We start from the raw sequence: 19,292 nt of genomic DNA, 5'->3' as shown, positions 1-19,292 counted from the left end.
TCCTGTATGTAAGCGTTTGCGATACAATATGAGCACGGAGGTGCTCGCTCATGAAAACTATGCTGTACAAACTCACGCTGAAGAAGCGCATGTGGGTTTCGTTTGTTCTGCTAATCGCCTTCTCGATCGCAGCGACGGGAGGGCTGTCTTACTATATAAGTGCGCGCGTCATCGAGCGCAATACGTTTCAGCTCAGCCAGGATAACCTGAACACTTCGGCTCGTGTACTGGATGAGAAAGCCAAGCAAATTCTCGTCTCCGTGCTGAATATTATGATCTCCCAACCCTTTGTCCAAATGTCGAAGGATTCCGCCACTGGCAAGAAGGATGGCTACTACGGGCACATGACGGCGATGAACTCGGCGTTCACGCAAGCGAAGCTGGCAGAGCCGTCGATTGAGTCGATTTTTATCGCGACGCCAATTGGGGAGTTCTATTCCGCCAGTTACTATCGGAATCAAGGGTACTCGTTCTATGATTCCCCGATGTACGAGAAGGCGCAATTGTCCAAAGAGCCCTTCTGGGTAGAAGGGCATGAAGATCTGCTTTTTCAGGGGAAAGATCGCGTTATTTCGCTGGTTATGAAATCCATTAGTGAGAGTCCGAATATGTATTTCGTAGTGAATTTGAACGAGAAGGCGATTCAAGGCATGTTGTCCGATAGACACACAGCGCAGGAAGATCAGAATTTATTTCTTGTGAATCGAAACGGTGCAAGCGTGCTCATGAATCAGCCGAATCTGCCCAAAAGTTATGATAAAGCTTTTCTCGAGAAACATATCGGGACAAGCTCGAGGGGGCATTTCGAGGTAGGCATGGCAGCGCAATACAACCTAATTAACTACGCAACCCTACAGTTCAATCCGGACTGGTTGCTACTTAGCGTACAATCGAGAGCAGATCTGCTCAAGGATTTGAGCTGGATTCAATGGGCGACCGGCATCATTATGCTTGTCTGCATCATTATGGCGGTATTGGTGTCGAATGTGCTTTCAGCCATTCTACTCAAACCTCTGTATCATCTGCAAATGCTGATGAGTAAGGTGGGACGCAATGATCTGTCTGTACGGTTCCAGAGTCATTATCAAGATGAGGTCAGCCAGGTTGGGCACAAATTCAACAGCATGCTGCTGGAAATCAATGAACTTATCGACGAAGTGAAGGACGCTGAACGAGAGAAGAGGAAGTCCGAAGCCAAGGCGTTGCAGGCGCAAATTTCACCTCATTTTTTATATAACACGCTCAATACGATTATCTGGAAAATGGAAACCGGCGAATTAGACAACTCGAAGTCGATGGTTATCGCCTTATCACAGCTCTTTCAATTAGGCCTTAATCATGGCGAAGAATGGACGACGGTCGAGAAAGAACTTCTTCATGTGCGGCAATATTTGACGATTCAGCAGTTGTGTTATGAGGAGCTTTTTGACTTTGAAATTGTGGTAAGCCAGGATACCAGCCAAGCACTGCCCATTATGAAAATCATGCTTCAACCCTTGGTTGAGAATAGTTTGCTGCATGGCTTTGAACATATGGAATCCGGAGGTAAAATTCGTATCGAGCTTACATTCGCAAATCAACACCTCCATCTTGTAGTTGAAGATAATGGTTCTGGTATGGATGCAGATAAGTTGCAGCTGAGTCTGAATCAGCCTGGTACAGAGAAGAAAGGCTACGCACTGCGGAATGTCTACAACCGTTTGCAGCTGTACTATGGCGGCGAGGCAACGATGGTTCTCTCGAGTGAACCTTATGAAGCGACAAAGGTGTATATAACGATTCCAATCAAGGGGGAAGTTTAGCATGAGTAAGGCGGATATAACACTTTGTGTCATTGATGATATCAGAAGTGTCGTTCGAGGGATCGCTGATTTGATCCAAATCGACACACATGGCGTGCAAGTCGTAGGGACAGCAGGCAATGGTGTCGACGGTTTGCAGATGGTTATGGAATTGAGACCTGACATTGTCCTCACCGATATTCGGATGCCGCGTATGGATGGCTTAGAGATGACGAAAGCGATCACGGCGGTGATGCCCAATTGCAAAGTGATCATGCTCAGCGGCTATACCGATTTCGAATATGCGCAACAGGCACTTCGACTTGGTGCGTTCGATTTTATTGCAAAGCCGTTCCTGAAAACGGCGATAGAAGCGGTTGTTCAGAAAGCGAAAGAACAAATTGAGCTGGATCGGGTCCATTTTGCCAAACAAAGCGAAATGGAGCGTCAAATTAAAGAAAGCATGCCGCTGCTGCGACAAGAATATTTGCATCTGTTGCTGCGGTACAACGCCAATGAAGTGCGGCTGAAAGAGCGTTGGGACTATTTGAAGCTCGATCTGAATCGGGAGCGGCTTATCATTATGTGCATTGAAATTGATGGCTTTGCGAAGCAAGTCGATACGCATGGCATTCATGACGTGGAATTGGCACGTTTCGCGGTCAAAAACATCCTCGAAGAAACACTCTCTTCCGTCACGAAATCCATTGTATTCCGGGAGCAATTGAGCGGCTTCATCTGTCTGCTGAATGTGCCAACGCTCATGGACATCATTACATTGGCTGAACAGTGTCGTGAGCATATGCTGAACTACTCCCGTTATACGATTTCCATCGGAGTCGGGCTTGAGGCGAGAACGATTCACGAGCTGCCCCAATCTTATCAGCAAGCAACGGAAGCCTTGTCTCACAATTTCTATACGGGCGGAAATAGTGTTTTTTTCTATGAAGACATTCAGCATCATGCAGTTACACGTTCGAGGCATAGTGCCGAGCAAGAAAAAGAGTTGTTCAATTATTTGCGTATGGGCAATAAAGAGAGAGCGCTGCCTCTTCTGCAGGGCATTGTTCAAGGCTATTCAGGCGTACAACCTAGCAATGTAATGAATGTGTGCTATGAGTTAGGGCTGCTTATGTATCGCATTTTCGCTGAGAAAATGACGGAGTCAAGTGGAATGGACGAGCTGGCAACCAAGTTGGATGTTATGAAAAAGGGAGAGCGCTTAACGCTCCGCGAGTTAAATGATTTGCTCAAACAATTGGTTTCGGCAGGTTGCGACTTGATGCAGCAGCAGCGTGAGCAAGAGGCAGATTCAGTCATCGCCCAGGCGATTCACTATATGAAAGAGAATCTGGACAAGAATGTAACGGTTGCTGATTTAGCGAAGCATGTGTATTTGAGCGGGAGTTATTTTGCGAATCTGTTCAAAAAGGTGACAGGAACGACGCTCATCAACTATATGACCGGACTGCGAATCGAGAAGGCGAAGGAGATGCTCCTTGATGATAAGCAAGTGCAAGAAGTGGCGATTCAACTAGGTTACGAGGATCGTTCCTACTTCACAGATGTGTTCAAGCGACATGTCGGGATGACACCGACGGAGTTCAAACAAGGCTACAAACCTTCCTAATACAATCATATATTCCTAGTGGAAAGTGGTTTTACCCTCCTCACAGCATCCGTGAATTCGCTTACACTTTAGAAGTAAACACATGGAAATAGAAAAGGGAGGCCAACCATTTATGCGTAGTAAACCGTTCCATCTGGCTGCTTCTGCAGCTCTGCTAGTTACTTTATCAGCTTGCGGAAGCAGTAACACAGCTAATACATCAGCAAGCCCAGCAGCTACAGCTGCAGCAACAGCAGCGGCAAGTTCCGCAGCGCCAGCCGCAAACGCTGGCCCCAAAACAAAGCTAACCTACTGGACGAACGACCGTGGAGCATCGGATCATATCAAAGCGGAGATCGCGAAGTATAATGCGGAGAATAAGGACAATATCGAAGTAGAAGTTACGATTATGGCCGACAACTATGAACAATCCTTGGATGTCGCATTCGCTAGTAATCAAGCACCAGACATAATCAAAACATCAGGCTCTAATTTTGCACCGTTCATCAAGAAAGGCTACCTCGAGCCATTAGACACATACATGACCCCAGAATTTAAAAATCGCTTCAAAAACCTCATCATCGATGACGGAAATCGTGTGGACAATAAAATCTACTCATTACCGAATTACGGAATCACTTGGCGTCTCATTTATAACGTCGATCTTTTCCAAAAAGCAGGCATTGCAGCACCTCCCAAAACGATTAATGAATTAGTCGAAACAGCCAAGAAGCTTACCGTTGCAGGGAAGGATATTGGGGCTTATGGCTTCGCAGGGAACTTCAAGAACAACGGCGGCTTTGGCCGTACAGCTACACCGATTGTCGCGCTGAGCACAGGGATCCTGGATGGCTTTAACTTCAAGACAGGCAAGTTCGACTTCTCCAGTCAAATCCCAATGCTTGAGGCTTTGCGCAAAATGAAGCAGGATGGCAGTATGATTCCTGGTTTCGAACTGCTTGATATCGACCCGCTTCGTGCACAGTTTGCAGAAGGTAAAATCGGTATGTACATCAATCATGCGAGTGAGCCAGGTGTGTACAAGAACCAATTCCCTGCCAAAATCAAATGGAGTGCTGCGCCAATTCCGACGGTAGATGGCACCATTAATGGTGCTTCGCCATTCTCGAATGCGACGGTATGGCTTGCGATGAGTGCAAAATCGGCAAACAAAGCAAAGGCATGGAAATTTATCGAAACGATGTATGGACCGGAAGTGTTGAAAACGTACCAAGAAGATAGCGTAGGGATCTCCGCTGTTCCAGACGTTCTAGCCGTTGCGAAGAAACCAGGATTCGCCAATATGGACTTGTTCCTACCGAACAAATATGACGCGCTATTCCCAGTTGTCCCAGCGGTGACGCCAGAAGGTAAAAATTTAGGCGATGAAGCGTTGAGATACATCCTTGAGGGCGGAGACGTGAATAAAATAACGACAGATTTGTCGGCACGCTATAACACGGCTTTGGATAAAGCTAGGCAAACAGGTTCGACGAAGAATCAACCGATGACGGACTTTGATGCGAAAAATCTGCAAGGAAGTCTAGTTAAATAAGATCACGCTAGGAGAGGAGGCTATCCGCTTGAAACCTTGTGTTTGAAAGCGGATAGCCCTTTTCTCAAGCAGAAAGGAGCCTTGCAATGATGAAACGAAAGCATGCGCTTGCCCCTTATATCCTTACATTTCCGAGTCTATTTTTGACTTTGGTACTCAGCATTTACCCGTTAGGGTGGGCCATGCGCTATATGTTTTACAGCTATCCTGGCTATGGGGCTAAGACATTCAATGGCTTAGATAATTTCAGAAGACTGTATGAGGATGACACGTATTGGCAATCTGTACTCAATACCTTGGTATATGCTGGGGGCAAAATCACTCTAACCTTACCCATCGCCTTAATGCTCGCCGTGATTCTGAATGGGGCATTGCGTGGACGACATCTGTTTCGTGCGATTTATTTTCTACCAACGGTCATTAGCACAGCTGTCATGTCAGTCGTCTTCTACGTTATTTTCAATTCGTATAACGGGATCCTCAATCAATATTTAGTAAAATACGGCATTATCCATTCGAACATTGATTGGCTGGGAACGAAGTTTGCCATGCTCACGATGATTATCATCGCCGTTTGGGGTGCCATCGGGAACTACATGCTGCTGTTCCTCGCCGGATTGCAAAATATACCGCAAGACGTCTACGAAAGTGCCGCTATTGACGGAGCAAATGGTTGGAAAAAATTCATTTATATCACCGTCCCTATGCTAGGACCTGTGCTTCAAATGATCGTTCTTCTCGCCATAACAGCAGCACTCAAAGGCTATGAAAGCATCATGGTATTGACCGAAGGTGGTCCTATTGGCAAAACAGAGGTCATGTACCTCTATGTGTATAAACTCTTCTTCCCGATCTCCTCGGCAGGCGGTGCTGTGCAGCAACAAATTGGTTACGGCAGTGCAGTTGGATTCGTTTCCGCTTTAATTGTAGGGGTCGTGACGTTAGGTTATTTCTACTTGTCCAAACGCTTGAATCAGATGAATGAATAGGAGATGAGGCATACATGCAGACGGTTCCATCGCGTATAACGAATAACCAAACATCCTCGCTGCCCTCCTATATCACACTGTTCATTGCGAAACTTGCGGGTAAGCTCATGATCTGGGCATTTCTGCTTCTAATTGTGGTATTTACCTTATTTCCGGTCATCATGGCCGTACTAGGTTCATTCAAAACGAATGCAGAAGTTACGACAGGCGCCACGTTCTGGCCATCCGTCTGGCAGTTCTCCAATTACGTGAAAGCGTGGAAGGGTGCGAATTTCGCTCATTTTACGATGAATAGCTTGTTCGTCAGCATTGCAACGACTATAGGCAGTTTACTTGTGGCTTCGTTGGCTGCTTATGCCGTAGATCGGCAGGATTTTATGGGTAAAAAAGTCTACGTGGCACTGCTTGCGTCCACAATGTTCATCTCCATCGGCGCCGTCGTATTGCGCCCGCAGTTCGAATTAATGGTGCATTTGAATCTGCACAAATCCTTATGGGGCGTTGTGATCATTCTAATCAGTGGTCATGCGGCTACGTTCTTTACACTGATTGGCTTCTTCAAAGGAATCCCGCGTGATCTAGATGAAGCAGCGAAGATTGATGGCTGCAGTGTGTATGGTATTTACTGGCGGATTATCTTGCCGCTATTAGCGCCTGGGCTTGGCGTTGCAGGGTTGTTCGTATTCCGCAATGCGTGGAACGAATACATTCTGCCGCTGGTATTCACAATGACGAAGCCAGCGCTTCAAACACTGACCGTAGGGCTAGCCAGCTTACGCTACGGCACCTCAGCCGCTGCGGAGACGCACATTATGCTTGCGGGTGCCTGCATGTCCATTTTGCCAATACTCATCGTGTATATGATTGCGAACAAATCATTTATCAGCGTAACAGCGGGCTCGGTTAAAGGATAATACACAAGAAATCAGGCGAGGTATCTGGAAGATACCTCGATCGCGTATGCTGCAAGCTAACTACATCGTGAAAGGGGGGATTTAGTAGAATTTGCATTAGTTTGTAAGCGCTTACCATAGATTGGAGATCATTTAAGAAAAGGAGGAAGTTACATGCATGTACCGTGGGGTTTAGGCAAAATAAATCTAAGAATCGTCTTGTTATTATTCACCTCGCTAGTGTTAAGTTCATTGTTTGCAGTAACCAACACCGCACAGGCAGATACGAATCGGGAGCAGGTTTCATTGAATGGGGTGTGGGATTTTTATCCCAATGGGGGTGCGACCCGCTACGATATTACAGTCCCTTCTTATTGGGATTCACCTGCTGGCTTTGGTTACCCAACATCATGGAATACACTGAATTATGGGGTATATAAACGTAATTTCACGGTTCCATCCACAATGACAGGAAAGGAGATCTTCCTTGATCTCGAGAATATTGGCCCCCTCTCCAAAGTATTCGTTAACGGGACTCAACTAGCGACAGAAACAGACGGTTACTTGATGACGAGACTGCCGTATAAGCTGGATATCACACCTCTGGCTATTGTGGGCGGAACGAATTCGCTAGAGGTTCGCGTCTGGGGCTATTATGCGCTGCCTACGGATGCTAAGGATATAAGTGGCAAATCCCTCTATCCCATTGGTGTGGACAATCAGAGTTGGGGGCAAGGGCGTGGGATTAACGATGATGTAGCCTTAGTGGCTTATCCCAAAGTATTTATTTCAGATACGTTTGTCATTTCTGATCTGAAAAATAATACCTCACCTGCCGACGATGAAATAACGGTAAAAACGACAGTGACGAATGCGACAGCGACAAGCCAAACGGTCACGGTCAAAAATAGCGCGCAGCTCGTTGGCGGTAGTACAGAGAAAACTTTCTCTGACCAGACCGTGACTGTGGCTGCTAACAGTTCACAAACCGTGACATGGTCCGCGATACCTTGGACGAATGCGAAATATTGGTGGACGCACGATCCTAAGCTTTACAATTTGAATACGAGTCTTATGCAAAATGCAGTCACGATGGATAGCTTGACAACGCGATTTGGCTTTAGACAGTTTGCTGTGAATACGAATTACTATCAGCTAAACGGTATTAAAACGAACCTCCGCGGCGACGCGCTGCAGTTCAACTGGGCAACGGGAAGTGGGCATGGTGCTGCATACAGCTCATCACAATCCTATGCGAATGCGAGCATTGACGAAGTTAAACTAACCATGGATGAATGGAAGACCACCTACAATGTTGCTCGGACGCACATTCATAGTGGGATTAAACAAGTATACGACTATGCGGATGAAATTGGCCTCCTTCTGATTGATGAGACGCCTTATTGGCAGTATCAAAGTGTGCATAGTTATACGCCGGATGCGATGGATCACATTACGAAATGGGTTAAACAATGGGTCAATGCGAGGAAGAATTATGCAAGTATTGTGATTTGGAGCGGGGGAAATGAGAATTGGAGCTCAACGAGCAATAATACGACAATTCTGCATCCAACCATTGAAGCAGCGATTACATCAATGGATACAACAAAGCCCATTATTCAGGATGATTTTACAACGACAGATCAAGAGAATCATCACTATACAGGTGGCTATCAAATAGGCTGGTTGAACAATAGTACCATGTACGGCCTGTATACGAATAATAGTACTAAGCCAAAAGGCGAAGGGGAAGCCTACACACCTTCAGGTGGATGGCCGACGCTCAATGCGAATGGGACGTATAACGCAACGTTAGCAAAGGATATTTTGAACGATAATATCGTTTCACAGGCTGTATGGCACCGTGCGGCTGATCGGATGACGAGAGCGATGCGGTATGCGGGCTTTGCAGATATTCGTTATTATGCGAATTGGATCTATGGCTATGAAGTGATAGAAGATACTGTGTATCCGACTTGGTCGGATATGACCGCACCAGGATTGAAGCCGGTTGCAATTAATCGACCCGTGTTTAATGCGTATGATTCAGCGAAACCAACCTTTATCAAGTCGGACTCGTATGCGTACACCCATAATACGTACTCACCTGTTGCTGCTTTTGATAAAGATGGCGATAAGAAAAATATGATCGGGGCTTCTCCTACCCTATTTCCTGGCGGCACGGCAACAACTCGAACCATTATTGTGTATAACGATGAGCAGCAGGACGGAACGAGTGTGGATGTGAATTGGGAAGCGGGATATTTAAATCCTGTGAATGGCACCTACACGAGTTTCCAAACGGGTACATTTAATGTGACGGTTCCCTATGGCAACAAAGTGGAGCAAGCGATTTCGTTTACGCCGCCTACTGGTGTCACTGCGCAATGGCTGCAATTGAAATTAACAGCCCAAAAGGGAACGATCACGAAATTCCAAGAAACGAACCAGCTTGGTGCTTTGGGGAGCATCCCAGCTGCGAAGATTGATGTTCCTGCTAGCATCAACGTTGGCGTCAAGAATGTGACGAATAGCTCACAGAAGCATAAATTGAAAATCGTCAATATAGGCGGCGGTTTAAGCACAAATTGGACGGTAAGCGGTCAAGGCGATTGGCTTGCGCTTACGCAATCCTCGGGGAATTTGCGAGGCGAACGGGAGATTTATTTTACCATTATCACGGTCGGATTGGCGCCAAATTCAAGTTTTACGAAGACTTTAACATTCAGTGAAGCAGGTGGAACTTCGGATACAGTTACGATTAGTTTCCAAACGGATGGCAATCCAGGCACATCGAGCACCAGTTCGGTAGCACTACGGAGTGATGACTTCGAATCCGGCACGGCAGCAGGTTGGTCAACAACGAGCGGAACATGGAGCGTCGTGACAGATGGTACGAAGGTATACAACCAGGCGAATACCACGATTGGTGGAGCTACCGCTTTCAGCGGAGACAGCACTTGGCAGCATTACAGCGTCTCGGCGAAAATCAAAGCAGATGCGTTCGATGCGGGGAATTATGCAGGAATTGGCGTTGTCGCTCGGTATGTGGATAGTAGTAATTATTACGCATTCATGTACTATAAATTGACGAATTCACTGAAAATCACGATGCTTTCTGCCGGTGTCGCAACGGATGTTGCTACAATCCCATTTACACTCAACTTAGGTACATGGTATGACATCAAAGCTGTTGTTAACGGGTCCACACTCGAGTTGTGGGTAAATGGGACGAAGCAGTTAACGGGGACAGATTCCACGATAGCTTCGGGTAAAATCGGATTGTACGCTCACCGTGCAAATGCTAAATTCGATAATGTGAGCGTAGCATCTATTTTCGGCGATGATTATGAGTCGGGATCAGCCTCAAGCTGGGCAACAACTGGAGGAACCTGGAGTGTTGTTACCGATGGTACTAAAGTGTATAACCAATCGAACAATACTGCTGCTAGTGTAAGCGCGTATACCGGACTGAGCACATGGCAGAACTACACGGTTGCGGCCAAAGTGAAAGCTGACAGCTTCGATGCTGGCAATCTGGCTGGCTTAGGTCTCATCGCACGGCGCGTGGATGCTAACAACTATTATGCATTCATGTACTATAAGTCCACGAATAATTTGAAGATTCTTAAAGTGGCTAGTGGTACGCCAACCGACCTCGTCACCGTGCCCTACACGTTTAATTTAGGAACTTGGTATGACTTCAAAGCTGTCGTGAATGGCAGCACGTTGGAGTTCTGGGCGAACGGAACGAAACTGCTGACAACCACGGATACGAGTTTCACTGCGGGACAAATTGGTCTTTATTCACACCGGGCGAGCAGCAAGTTTGATAATGTGAGTATGTACTAAGCGTAGTTAGCAGAGCCGCTTCACTCCTTTGGGAGTGGAGCGGCTCTATTGGTTATTAAGAACGCCCAAAAATCTGAAAACAGCACATAAAGAGTTACAAAGTTTCAAAGTGGAGAATAGACTACTGTAATACAAGGCCATACGGACAGGAGGCATGTTATGAGTGACAGAACCCTTTATCTATTCGATGGCATCAATAAGACCTCAGTGAAACTGATTGTCGAGCAAATTATGAAGATTAATCAAATTGATGATGACAAAGACAAGAAGGAAAAGGACTTTAAACGCGTGCCCATCGATCTAATCATCAATAGTAACGGAGGCAGCGTATACGATGGCTTTGGTCTGATTAATGTGATCGAGAACAGCAAAACACCTGTTCACACCTATGTGTACGGACTCGCCGCGAGTATGAGTCTGTTGATCGCTGTTAGTGGTCACAAAAGACACGCTGGCAGGCTTAGCACCTTCATGTATCATTCCGTTTCAACACATATTGATGGTCATTTGGAGCATTTGAAGAATCGGGTAGATGAAACACAGAGGCTGCAGAATATCTACGATGAATGTATTTTGTCCAAAACGAATCTGCAAGCAGAAGAATTAGCTCGAGTGAAAGAGCATCAACGAAACTGGTACATGAGTCCTGAAGAGGCGTTAACCTACGGCATCATTGATAGCATCGTATAGGCAAAGCGGGAGAGAAGCCCAAGGGATTCTCTTTTTTCTTTGTTTTTTTCGAGCATTTGGTGTTTAATTGAAAGAAAGAGAGAAGAGGCGGCAGCTGCTGTTTCCAATGCAAAGGAGAACCTACTGTGTACAAAATTGTATTTTTTGATATTGATGGCACGTTAATTAATGAAGACAAGCAGGTGCCTGAAAGCACCGTTAAGGCGATTCACGAATTGAAAGCAAGCGGAATTGAACCCGTTATTGCAACAGGACGAGCTCCTTATTTCATCAAGCCACTGGCTGAGCTGCTTGGCATTGATTCCTATGTATGTTTAAATGGCGGATATGCCGTGTACAAAGGCGAGCCACTTTACCACCGTGTAATCGCCAAGAGTGCAATCGAAGCTTTAGTTGCACTAGCTGCTACTCATCAGCATTCACTAGTGTTCGAGGGCCAGCATGCATTTGCGACGGATGCGCAGGATCACCCATTTGTACATAGCTCAGTTTCCTCGTTAAAAGTTGATTTACCAAGCTATGATCCGCATTTTTGGAAATCGAACGATATTTATCAAATTTTCCTCCATTGTGAAGCGAAGGATGAACATTTGTACGAGGAGCTGCTTTCGGAGTTTAAGCTCATCCGTTGGCACGAACATGCGATGGATGTATTGCCAGCCGGGGGTTCTAAAGCGCAAGGCATCGCCGCGATGCTGGAGTTGGTCGGCTTGAAGCCGGAAGACGCAGTTGCTTTCGGTGATGGTTTGAATGATATGGAGATGCTTTCCTATGTCGGTTTTGGTATCGCAATGGGCAATTCGCATAAAGATTTATTGCCATACGCTGATCATGTTACGACACATGTGGATGAAGAAGGCGTACGAAATGGCCTTGTCACAGCAGGACTACTATAAGTGGTTGTTTAAAAAGTCCACGTTTGATTACGTATTTAAGACAGAACGCTAATAAATAGGGTGAATAGGATGAAAATTGCTTTTTTTGATTCAGGTCTAGGTGGAATCACGGTGTTAAACGAAGCCATGAAGAGAATGCCACATGAAGATTATATTTATTTTGCAGATACGGCGCATGTTCCCTATGGTGTTAAATCGAAAGATGAGGTTCTAGCCTTCGTCAAGCAATCCGTTGATACGATTATTCAGGAAGATATTAAGGCGCTAGTCATCGCTTGTAATACAGCGACGAGCATTGCGATAGCTGAGTTACGTAAGATTTACACAATCCCCATCATTGGGATGGAGCCAGCTGTGAAGCCAGCCCTGGAGATGAATCGCTCATCAGGCAAAAGAGTACTTGTATTCGCCACGCAGCTTACGCTGCATCAAGCGAAATATAGAGAGCTCGTGTCCCGAATCGATGATATGGGAATGGTAGATTCAGTACCGCTTCCTGAACTTGTGGAATTTTGTGAAAATCTCATGATGGACGGACCGCAGATTATTGAATATTTTAATCAAAAATTGGCGCCTTTCGATCTGACTGCCTACGGTACCGTCGTGCTGGGCTGCACACATTATCCCTTTTATAGCAGGATATTGAGTCGGATTCTACCGAGCCACATTCAAATTGTAGATGGAAGCAAAGGGACTGTGAATCACTTAATGCAGGTGTTACAGGACAGTGACCAGCTGCAGGGCAAGGGGAACGCACAAGTGAAATGGATGTGCTCTAGCTTGGATGCCGCTTACATAGCGAAAATGACAAAGGCGCTAGCCGTCCTGCAAGCTGCACAATAACAAAAAAGCAGTCTATACCTAGAATGAACTAGGTACAGACTGCTTTTTGTTATTATTGCGTTAGATGCGAATCTCGAGAAGCTCGTAGCTAATGATGCCCATAGGTGCGTTCACACTAATAACATCGCCTACAGACTTATTCATTAGGGAAATGCCAAGCGGGCTTTCGTACGAAATTTTATTCTCGTTGACGTTGGCTTCTTGTGAACCAACGATTTTGTACTCAATTTTCTCAGCAAATTCTACATCGTTCAGTACGACCGTGGAGCCGACTTGAACTTTCGATGTGGAGGTATTCTTTACGACCTTTGCTTTTTTGAGCATCCGTTCAATCGTTAGAACGCGTGTTTCCATAAAAGATTGGTCATTCTTCGCAGAATGATACTCGCTATTTTCCTTGAGATCACCATAAGAGATAGCCAGTTTAATACGTTCTGCTAATTCCTTACGTTTCACTGTTTTCAAATCTTCAAGCTCTAGCTCTAAACTGCGTAAACCCTCAGGGGTCAAAATGATTTCTTCATTAGACAAAAGCCAAGCACCTCGTTTCATTCGATATTAGCTATACTACTAAAGTCTATGAGACAAGTAAAGCAATCCGCACAAGGAATTATTTGTGGATAGGGCACTAGACCGGATGCTTCACACGGTTATGTTGCTATTCTTTCCTAAAATATTCCTACACAATCTAGTCAATTGTGAATTTTTAAGTAATTTTAACAGATAAAGGCGAGAATTACTTTTAATTGATAGACAACCTTTTGTTCAGCTACTATACTAACATAGCGTGAGAAGTTTCTGCATGTTTACAAAAACTTAATACGAAAAAAATTTCGGGAAAATTGTAATTTTTAGCATACAAAATAAGGAAAGTGTGACAACCTACATGAGAATTAATACTAGAATTATTTATATCACTTTTATTATCGTTATTTTGTTGTTAGTTACGAACAATACATCCTATTATTGGTACACTAAATCACTGTTAACCAAATCGCTATCCGAGCAGATGGCATCTGCAGCGAACCAAATTCGAACCTCGATTGAGCAGTCGGAGGCTGGTGCTTTTTATGTCGAGGACTTAATTGGCGAACAATTGCGTTCCGCGGCCCTCATTGCTAAGAGTAAGCTTAACCCAGATATTGACAAAGTTACGAATGAACAATTAGTTGCTCTTGCCGCAGAGGCGAATGTAGATGGGTTTTCACTCATGAAGCGAAGTGGCGTTGGGGATGACATTATGGTTGGTAAGTCCTCCGAACCTAAAGAGCTTTCTATCACAAGTACAATTTCATTTGGCTATTGGTTTACAGCTTTTGATCAACTGCTAAAATTCCATAACGTCACCATTTCGGAAGGTTACAAGTTGCCGAATTTCTGGACAGGTATTTATGAAGTGCCAGCTTCTGGATCCAGTGATATTAGCAAATTCGGCTATTATTACGACGGAACGACGAATTATCTCATTTGTGCGTTTGTGAATGCCAATAAGATTCAGAAATTCAAGGATATCGTGGGTTCAGATACGATTGTGAAAAAAACACTTGCTACAAATCCAGAAATTATGGAGATTGCTGGACTTAATGGGAAGACATTTGGAACCCAACCGAAGGAATTTAGAAAGGCGAATGGTGAAAGTTTCGTCTCTGTCTATGATCGCCCCCTGTTATTCGGTACTTATAATATGAGAAATGTGAATGATTATAACAATTTTAAGCTTGCCATAGCGAATGGTGAACCTGTAAGTGTAGTAGAAAGTTATCATGGAAAGCCGATTCTAAAGACATTTGTGTATGTCCCGATTAAAGCGAAAGTAACGGAGGTTCAACGCGAAATTCCTTATGTTATCACGATCGTTTCTGACTATCAGACCATTCAAAAGACGTTATCCAGCCAGCTTGTTCGTGTATTATTAATCATCGTACTCTTTACCGTATGTAGCTGTATTCTTGTGATTCTGATATTTGGCTTCTTTTCGAAATCACGTGAAACAGCTGTTCAGACCACACAGGAAATGTATATTCAAAATGTGGATCTGATGTTTGCGACGATTCGCAGTCAGCGACATGATTTCCTCAATCACGTGCAAACTCTTTATGCTTTATTGACCAATGGAAAGAAAGAGGATCAAATGCGGTATATGGAAGAATTAATTGAGGAAATTAATGAAGTCAATGACATTATTCGAATTGGTCAGCCCGCTATTGCCGCATTAATTCAATCCAAAATCACTCTCGCCATGAGAACCAAAGTTGCCTTCAGCTATGAATTCAAGGGTCTGGATGGGTTATCACTCGGAGTGAAATCAGTGGATCTCGTGAAAATTATCGGCAACTTAATTGATAATGCTTTTGACGAGGCAAGTAAATTTCCAGTTGAAGAGCGTAAGGTATCTGTTGCCGGTTGGAAGGAAGCGAATGATGTCAAGATTTCTGTGAAGAATCGGGTGAATCCGACGTTTAATCTTGAGGATGAGACGGATTTATTCACGATCGGCTATAGTACCAAGTCAGAAGGTGGACATCAAGGTCTCGGCCTGCCGGTAGTAAAAGAACGTGTTGAGTATTATAGGGGGACAATCGAGGTTAAGGTAGAAGATGGCTTCATTTGCTTCGAGCTGTCGATACCTATGCAATAAATAAGAAAAATCGCTATTTGGTCAGCCAAATAAGCGATTTTTTTGTTCATGATGTGAGGGAATAAGGCAGATAGGGTAACACATAGTTCCAGAACGGAAGTATTAAGCAAATCACTAGGAGCAGCCAACGAAATACCGTTTCACTCGCTGAGCCCGTATCGATGGCAATCCATTTGGGAACCAGCCGTATTTTGAGCGGGATTGGCCAGAAGAGCTGGACACCTCGATCATTGAGCAGATCAATAATAGGATGTGAGGCATAGGAAAGGATGAATACCCAGAAATACAAAGGGTTCAGAGGTAGGCTGATCATCGCAAGCAATGCCATAAAGAGCAAAGAGTGTGTCAATGTTCGATGCTTAATTTTCAAAACATGAAGCAAGGCAGATAACGGGAACAGAACCTTGGCCATCGTGGACCCTGGTTTATCAACGTCGGCTAAGGTGCCCGCCAAGCAACCTAGTAATAAGGAGCCAGCGGCATCCCAAGTGAAGAAGCTGATGTCGCTATGAATGAGTACAAGTTCGGCAGCAATCATTCCAGCAACACTATGTGTCTTTTGCAGCATAACAAAACGCCTTCCTATCTTATCAATGAGTTCGATATAACTTTATACTATTCGATATATACATGGAAATTAAGGGTATCGCAAGTTAAAAGTGATATTGTCGTGTTGCACCTATTCAGATGTCTGGATACACCTTAATGTCAACCGGTTTGATCCATTACAATAGAACGTATAGGTGCCCAAAATGGCACGAACATCGCATACGATCGTTCGTCGAACTAGGAGGAATAGTCCATGAGTTTCATTCGTATTTCTACTTTGCATTGTGAATACCGCGTCAATCCAGTCGGATTGGATACCGCTCAACCACGCATCACGTGGCAAATTGAAACGGATATTAACGCAACGCTACAAGCTGCTTATCATCTTCAGGTTAGCATACATGAAAGTAACTTTGATCCAGCAAATTTGGTCTGGGATACGGATCGAATTGCTTCAGAGCAATCGGTTCTTATTGTCTATGAAGGATCAGAATTACAGTCGCGAACGCGTTATTTCTACCGAGTCAAAGTTTGGAATCAGTCTGGTGTAGAATCGCCTTGGAGTGAAACCGCTTACTGGGAAATGGGTCAGCTTCAGGCTGCAGAGTGGCAAGCGGAGTGGATTACACCGGATTCGACCCTAATCGATCCTGATGCAGAAGAAGCCTATTATCTCCGTAAAACCTTTGCCGTGCGGGAGTTGGTTAGCAAAGCGACCATCTACGCCACAAGTCATGGTGTCTATGAGCTGGAGCTCAATGGATCGCGCGTTGGCGATTGGGAAATGACCCCAGGCTGGACCAGTTACAAGCAACGCTTGCAGGTTCAGAGCTACGATGTGACGAACGCGCTGACGGTTGGAACCCAGCACACAATTGGCGCGGTTCTGGCAAATGGCTGGTACAAAGGCAATCTAGCATGGACAAAACAGCGGAATATTTATGGGAGCGTTAGAGCGCTGCTTTTGCAAATTCATATTGTCTACGAAGATGGAACTGAGGAAGTGATTCTCAGCGATTCTTCCTGGCGAGCTTCACTCGGTCCAGTTCGGATGTCTGAACTGTATCATGGTGAGACTTATGATGCGGGCTTAGAGCTTACAGGTTGGAGTCTCCCTAGTTATTTAGATACATCCTGGGCTTCAGTTACTGTACTGAACGAGAGTAAGGAAACGCTGGTTATGCAGGAGAATGAGCCATCTCGTGTTACGGAGCAGGTGCAGCCAATCGCTGTCCTAGAAACCCCGTTAGGCGAAACTGTGCTTGATTTTGGGCAAAATATGGTAGGGAAAGTCCAGCTGCGGGTGAATTTACCTGCGGGTACTCGCATTGAATTGCTTCATGCGGAAGTGCTTGATGCACAAGGTAATTTCTATATTGGCAATCTGCGGGCGGCGAAGCAACAGGTTATTTATGTGTGCAGTGGACGCGGGGAGGAAACGTATGCGCCACATTTCTCCTTTCAAGGCTTCCGTTACGTCAAAGTTGTTGGATGGCCGCAGGAGGTGGCTTTCGATGCAGCTGCCTTCACAGGGCTGGTTATCCATACGGATATGACAGCAAAGGGCTCCTTTGAATGCTCGAATGCCCTCTTAAATCAGCTGCAACGTAATATCGTGTGGGGACAACGGGGCAATTTCCTCGATGTACCGACCGACTGTCCACAGCGTGATGAAAGGTTAGGTTGGACGGGGGACGCCCAAGTGTTCATTCGAACAGCCGCCTTTAATTATGAGGTGGCGCTATTCTTCAGTAAATGGCTGCGAGACTTGAAAGCAGACCAACGAGAGGATGGCGGGGTGCCTTTCGTTATTCCTCACGTCCTGAATGAGAAAGACCATTCTTCTGCTGCTTGGGGAGATGCGGCGGTGATTTGCCCATGGACCCTCTACCAAGTTTATGGGGATAAACGCGTTTTGGAAGAGCAATATGACAGTATGAAAGGGTGGATAAACTACATCCGCCAGCAGGGTGAGAACGAATTTTTATGGCAAACGGGCTTCCATTTCGGGGATTGGTTAGGGCTTGATGCCAAAGAGGGCAGCTATATTGGGGCTACGCCTAAAGATTTAATTGCGACATGCTTCTATGCCTATTCGACTTCGCTCTTTGTCAAAACAGCTGAAATACTTGGACGCACAGCAGATGCGGCGGAATACGCAGCGCTCTATGAGCGCATTGTGGACGCTTTTACTGCGGAGTTTGTGACGCCAAGCGGCAGGTTAGCTGGACACACACAGACTGCGCATGTGCTGCCGTTAATGTTCGGCTTAGTGCAAGGCCCAACAAAAGAACGTTTAGCAGCTACTTTAGCCGCGTATGTGAAGGAGCAAAATTATCACCTGACAACAGGCTTCGTCGGTACACCGTATTTATGCCATGTGCTATCGGAGAACGGCTATCATGATGTAGCTGTCAAACTGGTTTTGCAAGAGGATTATCCTTCCTGGCTGTATCCGATCCATCAAGGCGCTACGACGATTTGGGAGCATTGGGATGGCATCAAACCGGATGGTACGTTCTGGAGCGATGATATGAATTCCTATAATCATTATGCCTACGGTTCCATTGGCGATTGGTTGTATCGGAAAGTAGCAGGTTTGGACTCAGATGATCAGCAGCCAGGGTACAAAAGAGTTCTCTTCCGGCCGCGACCTGACTCTAATCTCACCTATGCCAAGGCTTCCCTCGTTACAAATTATGGGGAGGTTCGGAGTGAATGGCACATCGAAGAGGATGGTGCTGTCAACTATACGTTCCAACTGCCACCGAATACTAGCGGGGAAGTACTCCTACGGGGAACAACACTTACAGCTGTGACCTGTCAGGGGCAAAAGGTAACGGGTATATCGGCACTTCATGGAGCCCAAGAGGTAGATGGTCATGTATCCATTGAGCTGGGATCTGGTGTCTATCAATTTCGTGTAGAATCTACGACTTCCAAATCTTTGTCATTCTAAGTTTATCGAGTATAATAGACGTAATGAATGTTCAAAGA

Annotated in this window: 13 protein-coding genes; 11 read left to right on the top strand and 2 right to left on the bottom strand. The window is 45.3% G+C overall.

Annotated features, from left to right (window positions below; translation table 11 throughout):
- The first annotated feature begins 50 nt into the window (after positions 1 to 50).
- The 9 genes from AC58QM_RS27165 (at position 51) to murI (ending at position 13,108) form a co-directional block, all read left to right on the top strand.
- Positions 51 to 1,802 (top strand): sensor histidine kinase, encoded by a 1,752-nt coding sequence (locus tag AC58QM_RS27165; protein WP_497287914.1) that lies wholly within the window; start codon positions 51 to 53, stop codon positions 1,800 to 1,802.
- A gap of 1 nt (position 1,803) precedes the next feature.
- Complete coding sequence (locus AC58QM_RS27160; RefSeq protein ID WP_497287913.1) at positions 1,804 to 3,411, top strand: response regulator; 1,608 nt, start codon at positions 1,804 to 1,806, stop codon at positions 3,409 to 3,411.
- 112 nt (positions 3,412 to 3,523) lie between these two features.
- Positions 3,524 to 4,945 (top strand): ABC transporter substrate-binding protein, encoded by a 1,422-nt coding sequence (locus AC58QM_RS27155; RefSeq protein WP_497287912.1) that lies wholly within the window; start codon positions 3,524 to 3,526, stop codon positions 4,943 to 4,945.
- Positions 4,946 to 5,031: 86 nt separating this feature from the next.
- Positions 5,032 to 5,934, top strand: a complete 903-nt coding sequence (locus AC58QM_RS27150; RefSeq protein WP_497287911.1) for a carbohydrate ABC transporter permease — start codon at positions 5,032 to 5,034, stop codon at positions 5,932 to 5,934.
- A 107-nt stretch (positions 5,935 to 6,041) separates the two neighbouring features.
- Positions 6,042 to 6,848, top strand: a complete 807-nt coding sequence (locus tag AC58QM_RS27145; RefSeq protein WP_497287971.1) for a carbohydrate ABC transporter permease — start codon at positions 6,042 to 6,044, stop codon at positions 6,846 to 6,848.
- A gap of 153 nt (positions 6,849 to 7,001) precedes the next feature.
- Complete coding sequence (locus AC58QM_RS27140) at positions 7,002 to 10,679, top strand: 3-keto-alpha-glucoside-1,2-lyase-like domain-containing protein (RefSeq protein ID WP_497287910.1); 3,678 nt, start codon at positions 7,002 to 7,004, stop codon at positions 10,677 to 10,679.
- A gap of 159 nt (positions 10,680 to 10,838) precedes the next feature.
- Positions 10,839 to 11,369 (top strand): ATP-dependent Clp protease proteolytic subunit, encoded by a 531-nt coding sequence (locus AC58QM_RS27135; RefSeq protein WP_497287909.1) that lies wholly within the window; start codon positions 10,839 to 10,841, stop codon positions 11,367 to 11,369.
- Between the two features lie 125 nt (positions 11,370 to 11,494).
- Complete coding sequence (locus tag AC58QM_RS27130) at positions 11,495 to 12,265, top strand: Cof-type HAD-IIB family hydrolase (protein ID WP_497287908.1); 771 nt, start codon at positions 11,495 to 11,497, stop codon at positions 12,263 to 12,265.
- A gap of 69 nt (positions 12,266 to 12,334) precedes the next feature.
- Positions 12,335 to 13,108, top strand: a complete 774-nt coding sequence (gene murI / locus AC58QM_RS27125) for a glutamate racemase (RefSeq protein WP_497287907.1) — start codon at positions 12,335 to 12,337, stop codon at positions 13,106 to 13,108.
- Between the two features lie 60 nt (positions 13,109 to 13,168).
- Here murI and greA read toward each other — a convergent pair whose 3' ends face one another.
- Entirely contained in the window at positions 13,169 to 13,639 is a 471-nt protein-coding gene (greA, locus tag AC58QM_RS27120; RefSeq protein WP_497287906.1) for a transcription elongation factor GreA, read from the bottom strand.
- A 355-nt stretch (positions 13,640 to 13,994) separates the two neighbouring features.
- Here greA and AC58QM_RS27115 point away from each other — a divergent pair, with 355 nt between their 5' ends.
- Positions 13,995 to 15,746, top strand: coding sequence for a sensor histidine kinase (locus AC58QM_RS27115; protein ID WP_497287905.1), 1,752 nt, complete (start codon positions 13,995 to 13,997; stop codon positions 15,744 to 15,746).
- Positions 15,747 to 15,792: 46 nt separating this feature from the next.
- On the opposite strand, the gene AC58QM_RS27110 is transcribed toward AC58QM_RS27115, so the two are convergent.
- On the bottom strand, positions 15,793 to 16,314 hold the full coding sequence (locus AC58QM_RS27110; RefSeq protein ID WP_497287904.1) for a metal-dependent hydrolase: 522 nt from the start codon (positions 16,312 to 16,314) through the stop codon (positions 15,793 to 15,795).
- A gap of 234 nt (positions 16,315 to 16,548) precedes the next feature.
- Here AC58QM_RS27110 and AC58QM_RS27105 point away from each other — a divergent pair, with 234 nt between their 5' ends.
- On the top strand, positions 16,549 to 19,254 hold the full coding sequence (locus AC58QM_RS27105; RefSeq protein WP_497287903.1) for an alpha-L-rhamnosidase: 2,706 nt from the start codon (positions 16,549 to 16,551) through the stop codon (positions 19,252 to 19,254).
- Positions 19,255 to 19,292 lie beyond the last annotated feature (38 nt).

It is taken from the genome of Paenibacillus sp. J22P165, from assembly GCF_059692015.1.
The sequence above is the reverse complement of the archived record's forward strand: the minus strand, read 5'-3'. Positions and strand labels throughout refer to the sequence as shown.

Coding starts and splice junctions, on each gene's coding strand:
- AC58QM_RS27135 (WP_497287909.1), top strand. CDS start 10,839: ATGAGTGACAGAACCCTTTATCTATTCGATGGCATCAATAAGACCTCA.
- murI (WP_497287907.1), top strand. CDS start 12,335: ATGAAAATTGCTTTTTTTGATTCAGGTCTAGGTGGAATCACGGTGTTA.
- AC58QM_RS27110 (WP_497287904.1), bottom strand. CDS start 16,314: ATGCTGCAAAAGACACATAGTGTTGCTGGAATGATTGCTGCCGAACTT.
- AC58QM_RS27115 (WP_497287905.1), top strand. CDS start 13,995: ATGAGAATTAATACTAGAATTATTTATATCACTTTTATTATCGTTATT.
- AC58QM_RS27145 (WP_497287971.1), top strand. CDS start 6,042: ATGATCTGGGCATTTCTGCTTCTAATTGTGGTATTTACCTTATTTCCG.
- AC58QM_RS27105 (WP_497287903.1), top strand. CDS start 16,549: ATGAGTTTCATTCGTATTTCTACTTTGCATTGTGAATACCGCGTCAAT.
- AC58QM_RS27155 (WP_497287912.1), top strand. CDS start 3,524: ATGCGTAGTAAACCGTTCCATCTGGCTGCTTCTGCAGCTCTGCTAGTT.
- AC58QM_RS27165 (WP_497287914.1), top strand. CDS start 51: ATGAAAACTATGCTGTACAAACTCACGCTGAAGAAGCGCATGTGGGTT.
- AC58QM_RS27160 (WP_497287913.1), top strand. CDS start 1,804: ATGAGTAAGGCGGATATAACACTTTGTGTCATTGATGATATCAGAAGT.
- AC58QM_RS27150 (WP_497287911.1), top strand. CDS start 5,032: ATGATGAAACGAAAGCATGCGCTTGCCCCTTATATCCTTACATTTCCG.
- AC58QM_RS27140 (WP_497287910.1), top strand. CDS start 7,002: ATGCATGTACCGTGGGGTTTAGGCAAAATAAATCTAAGAATCGTCTTG.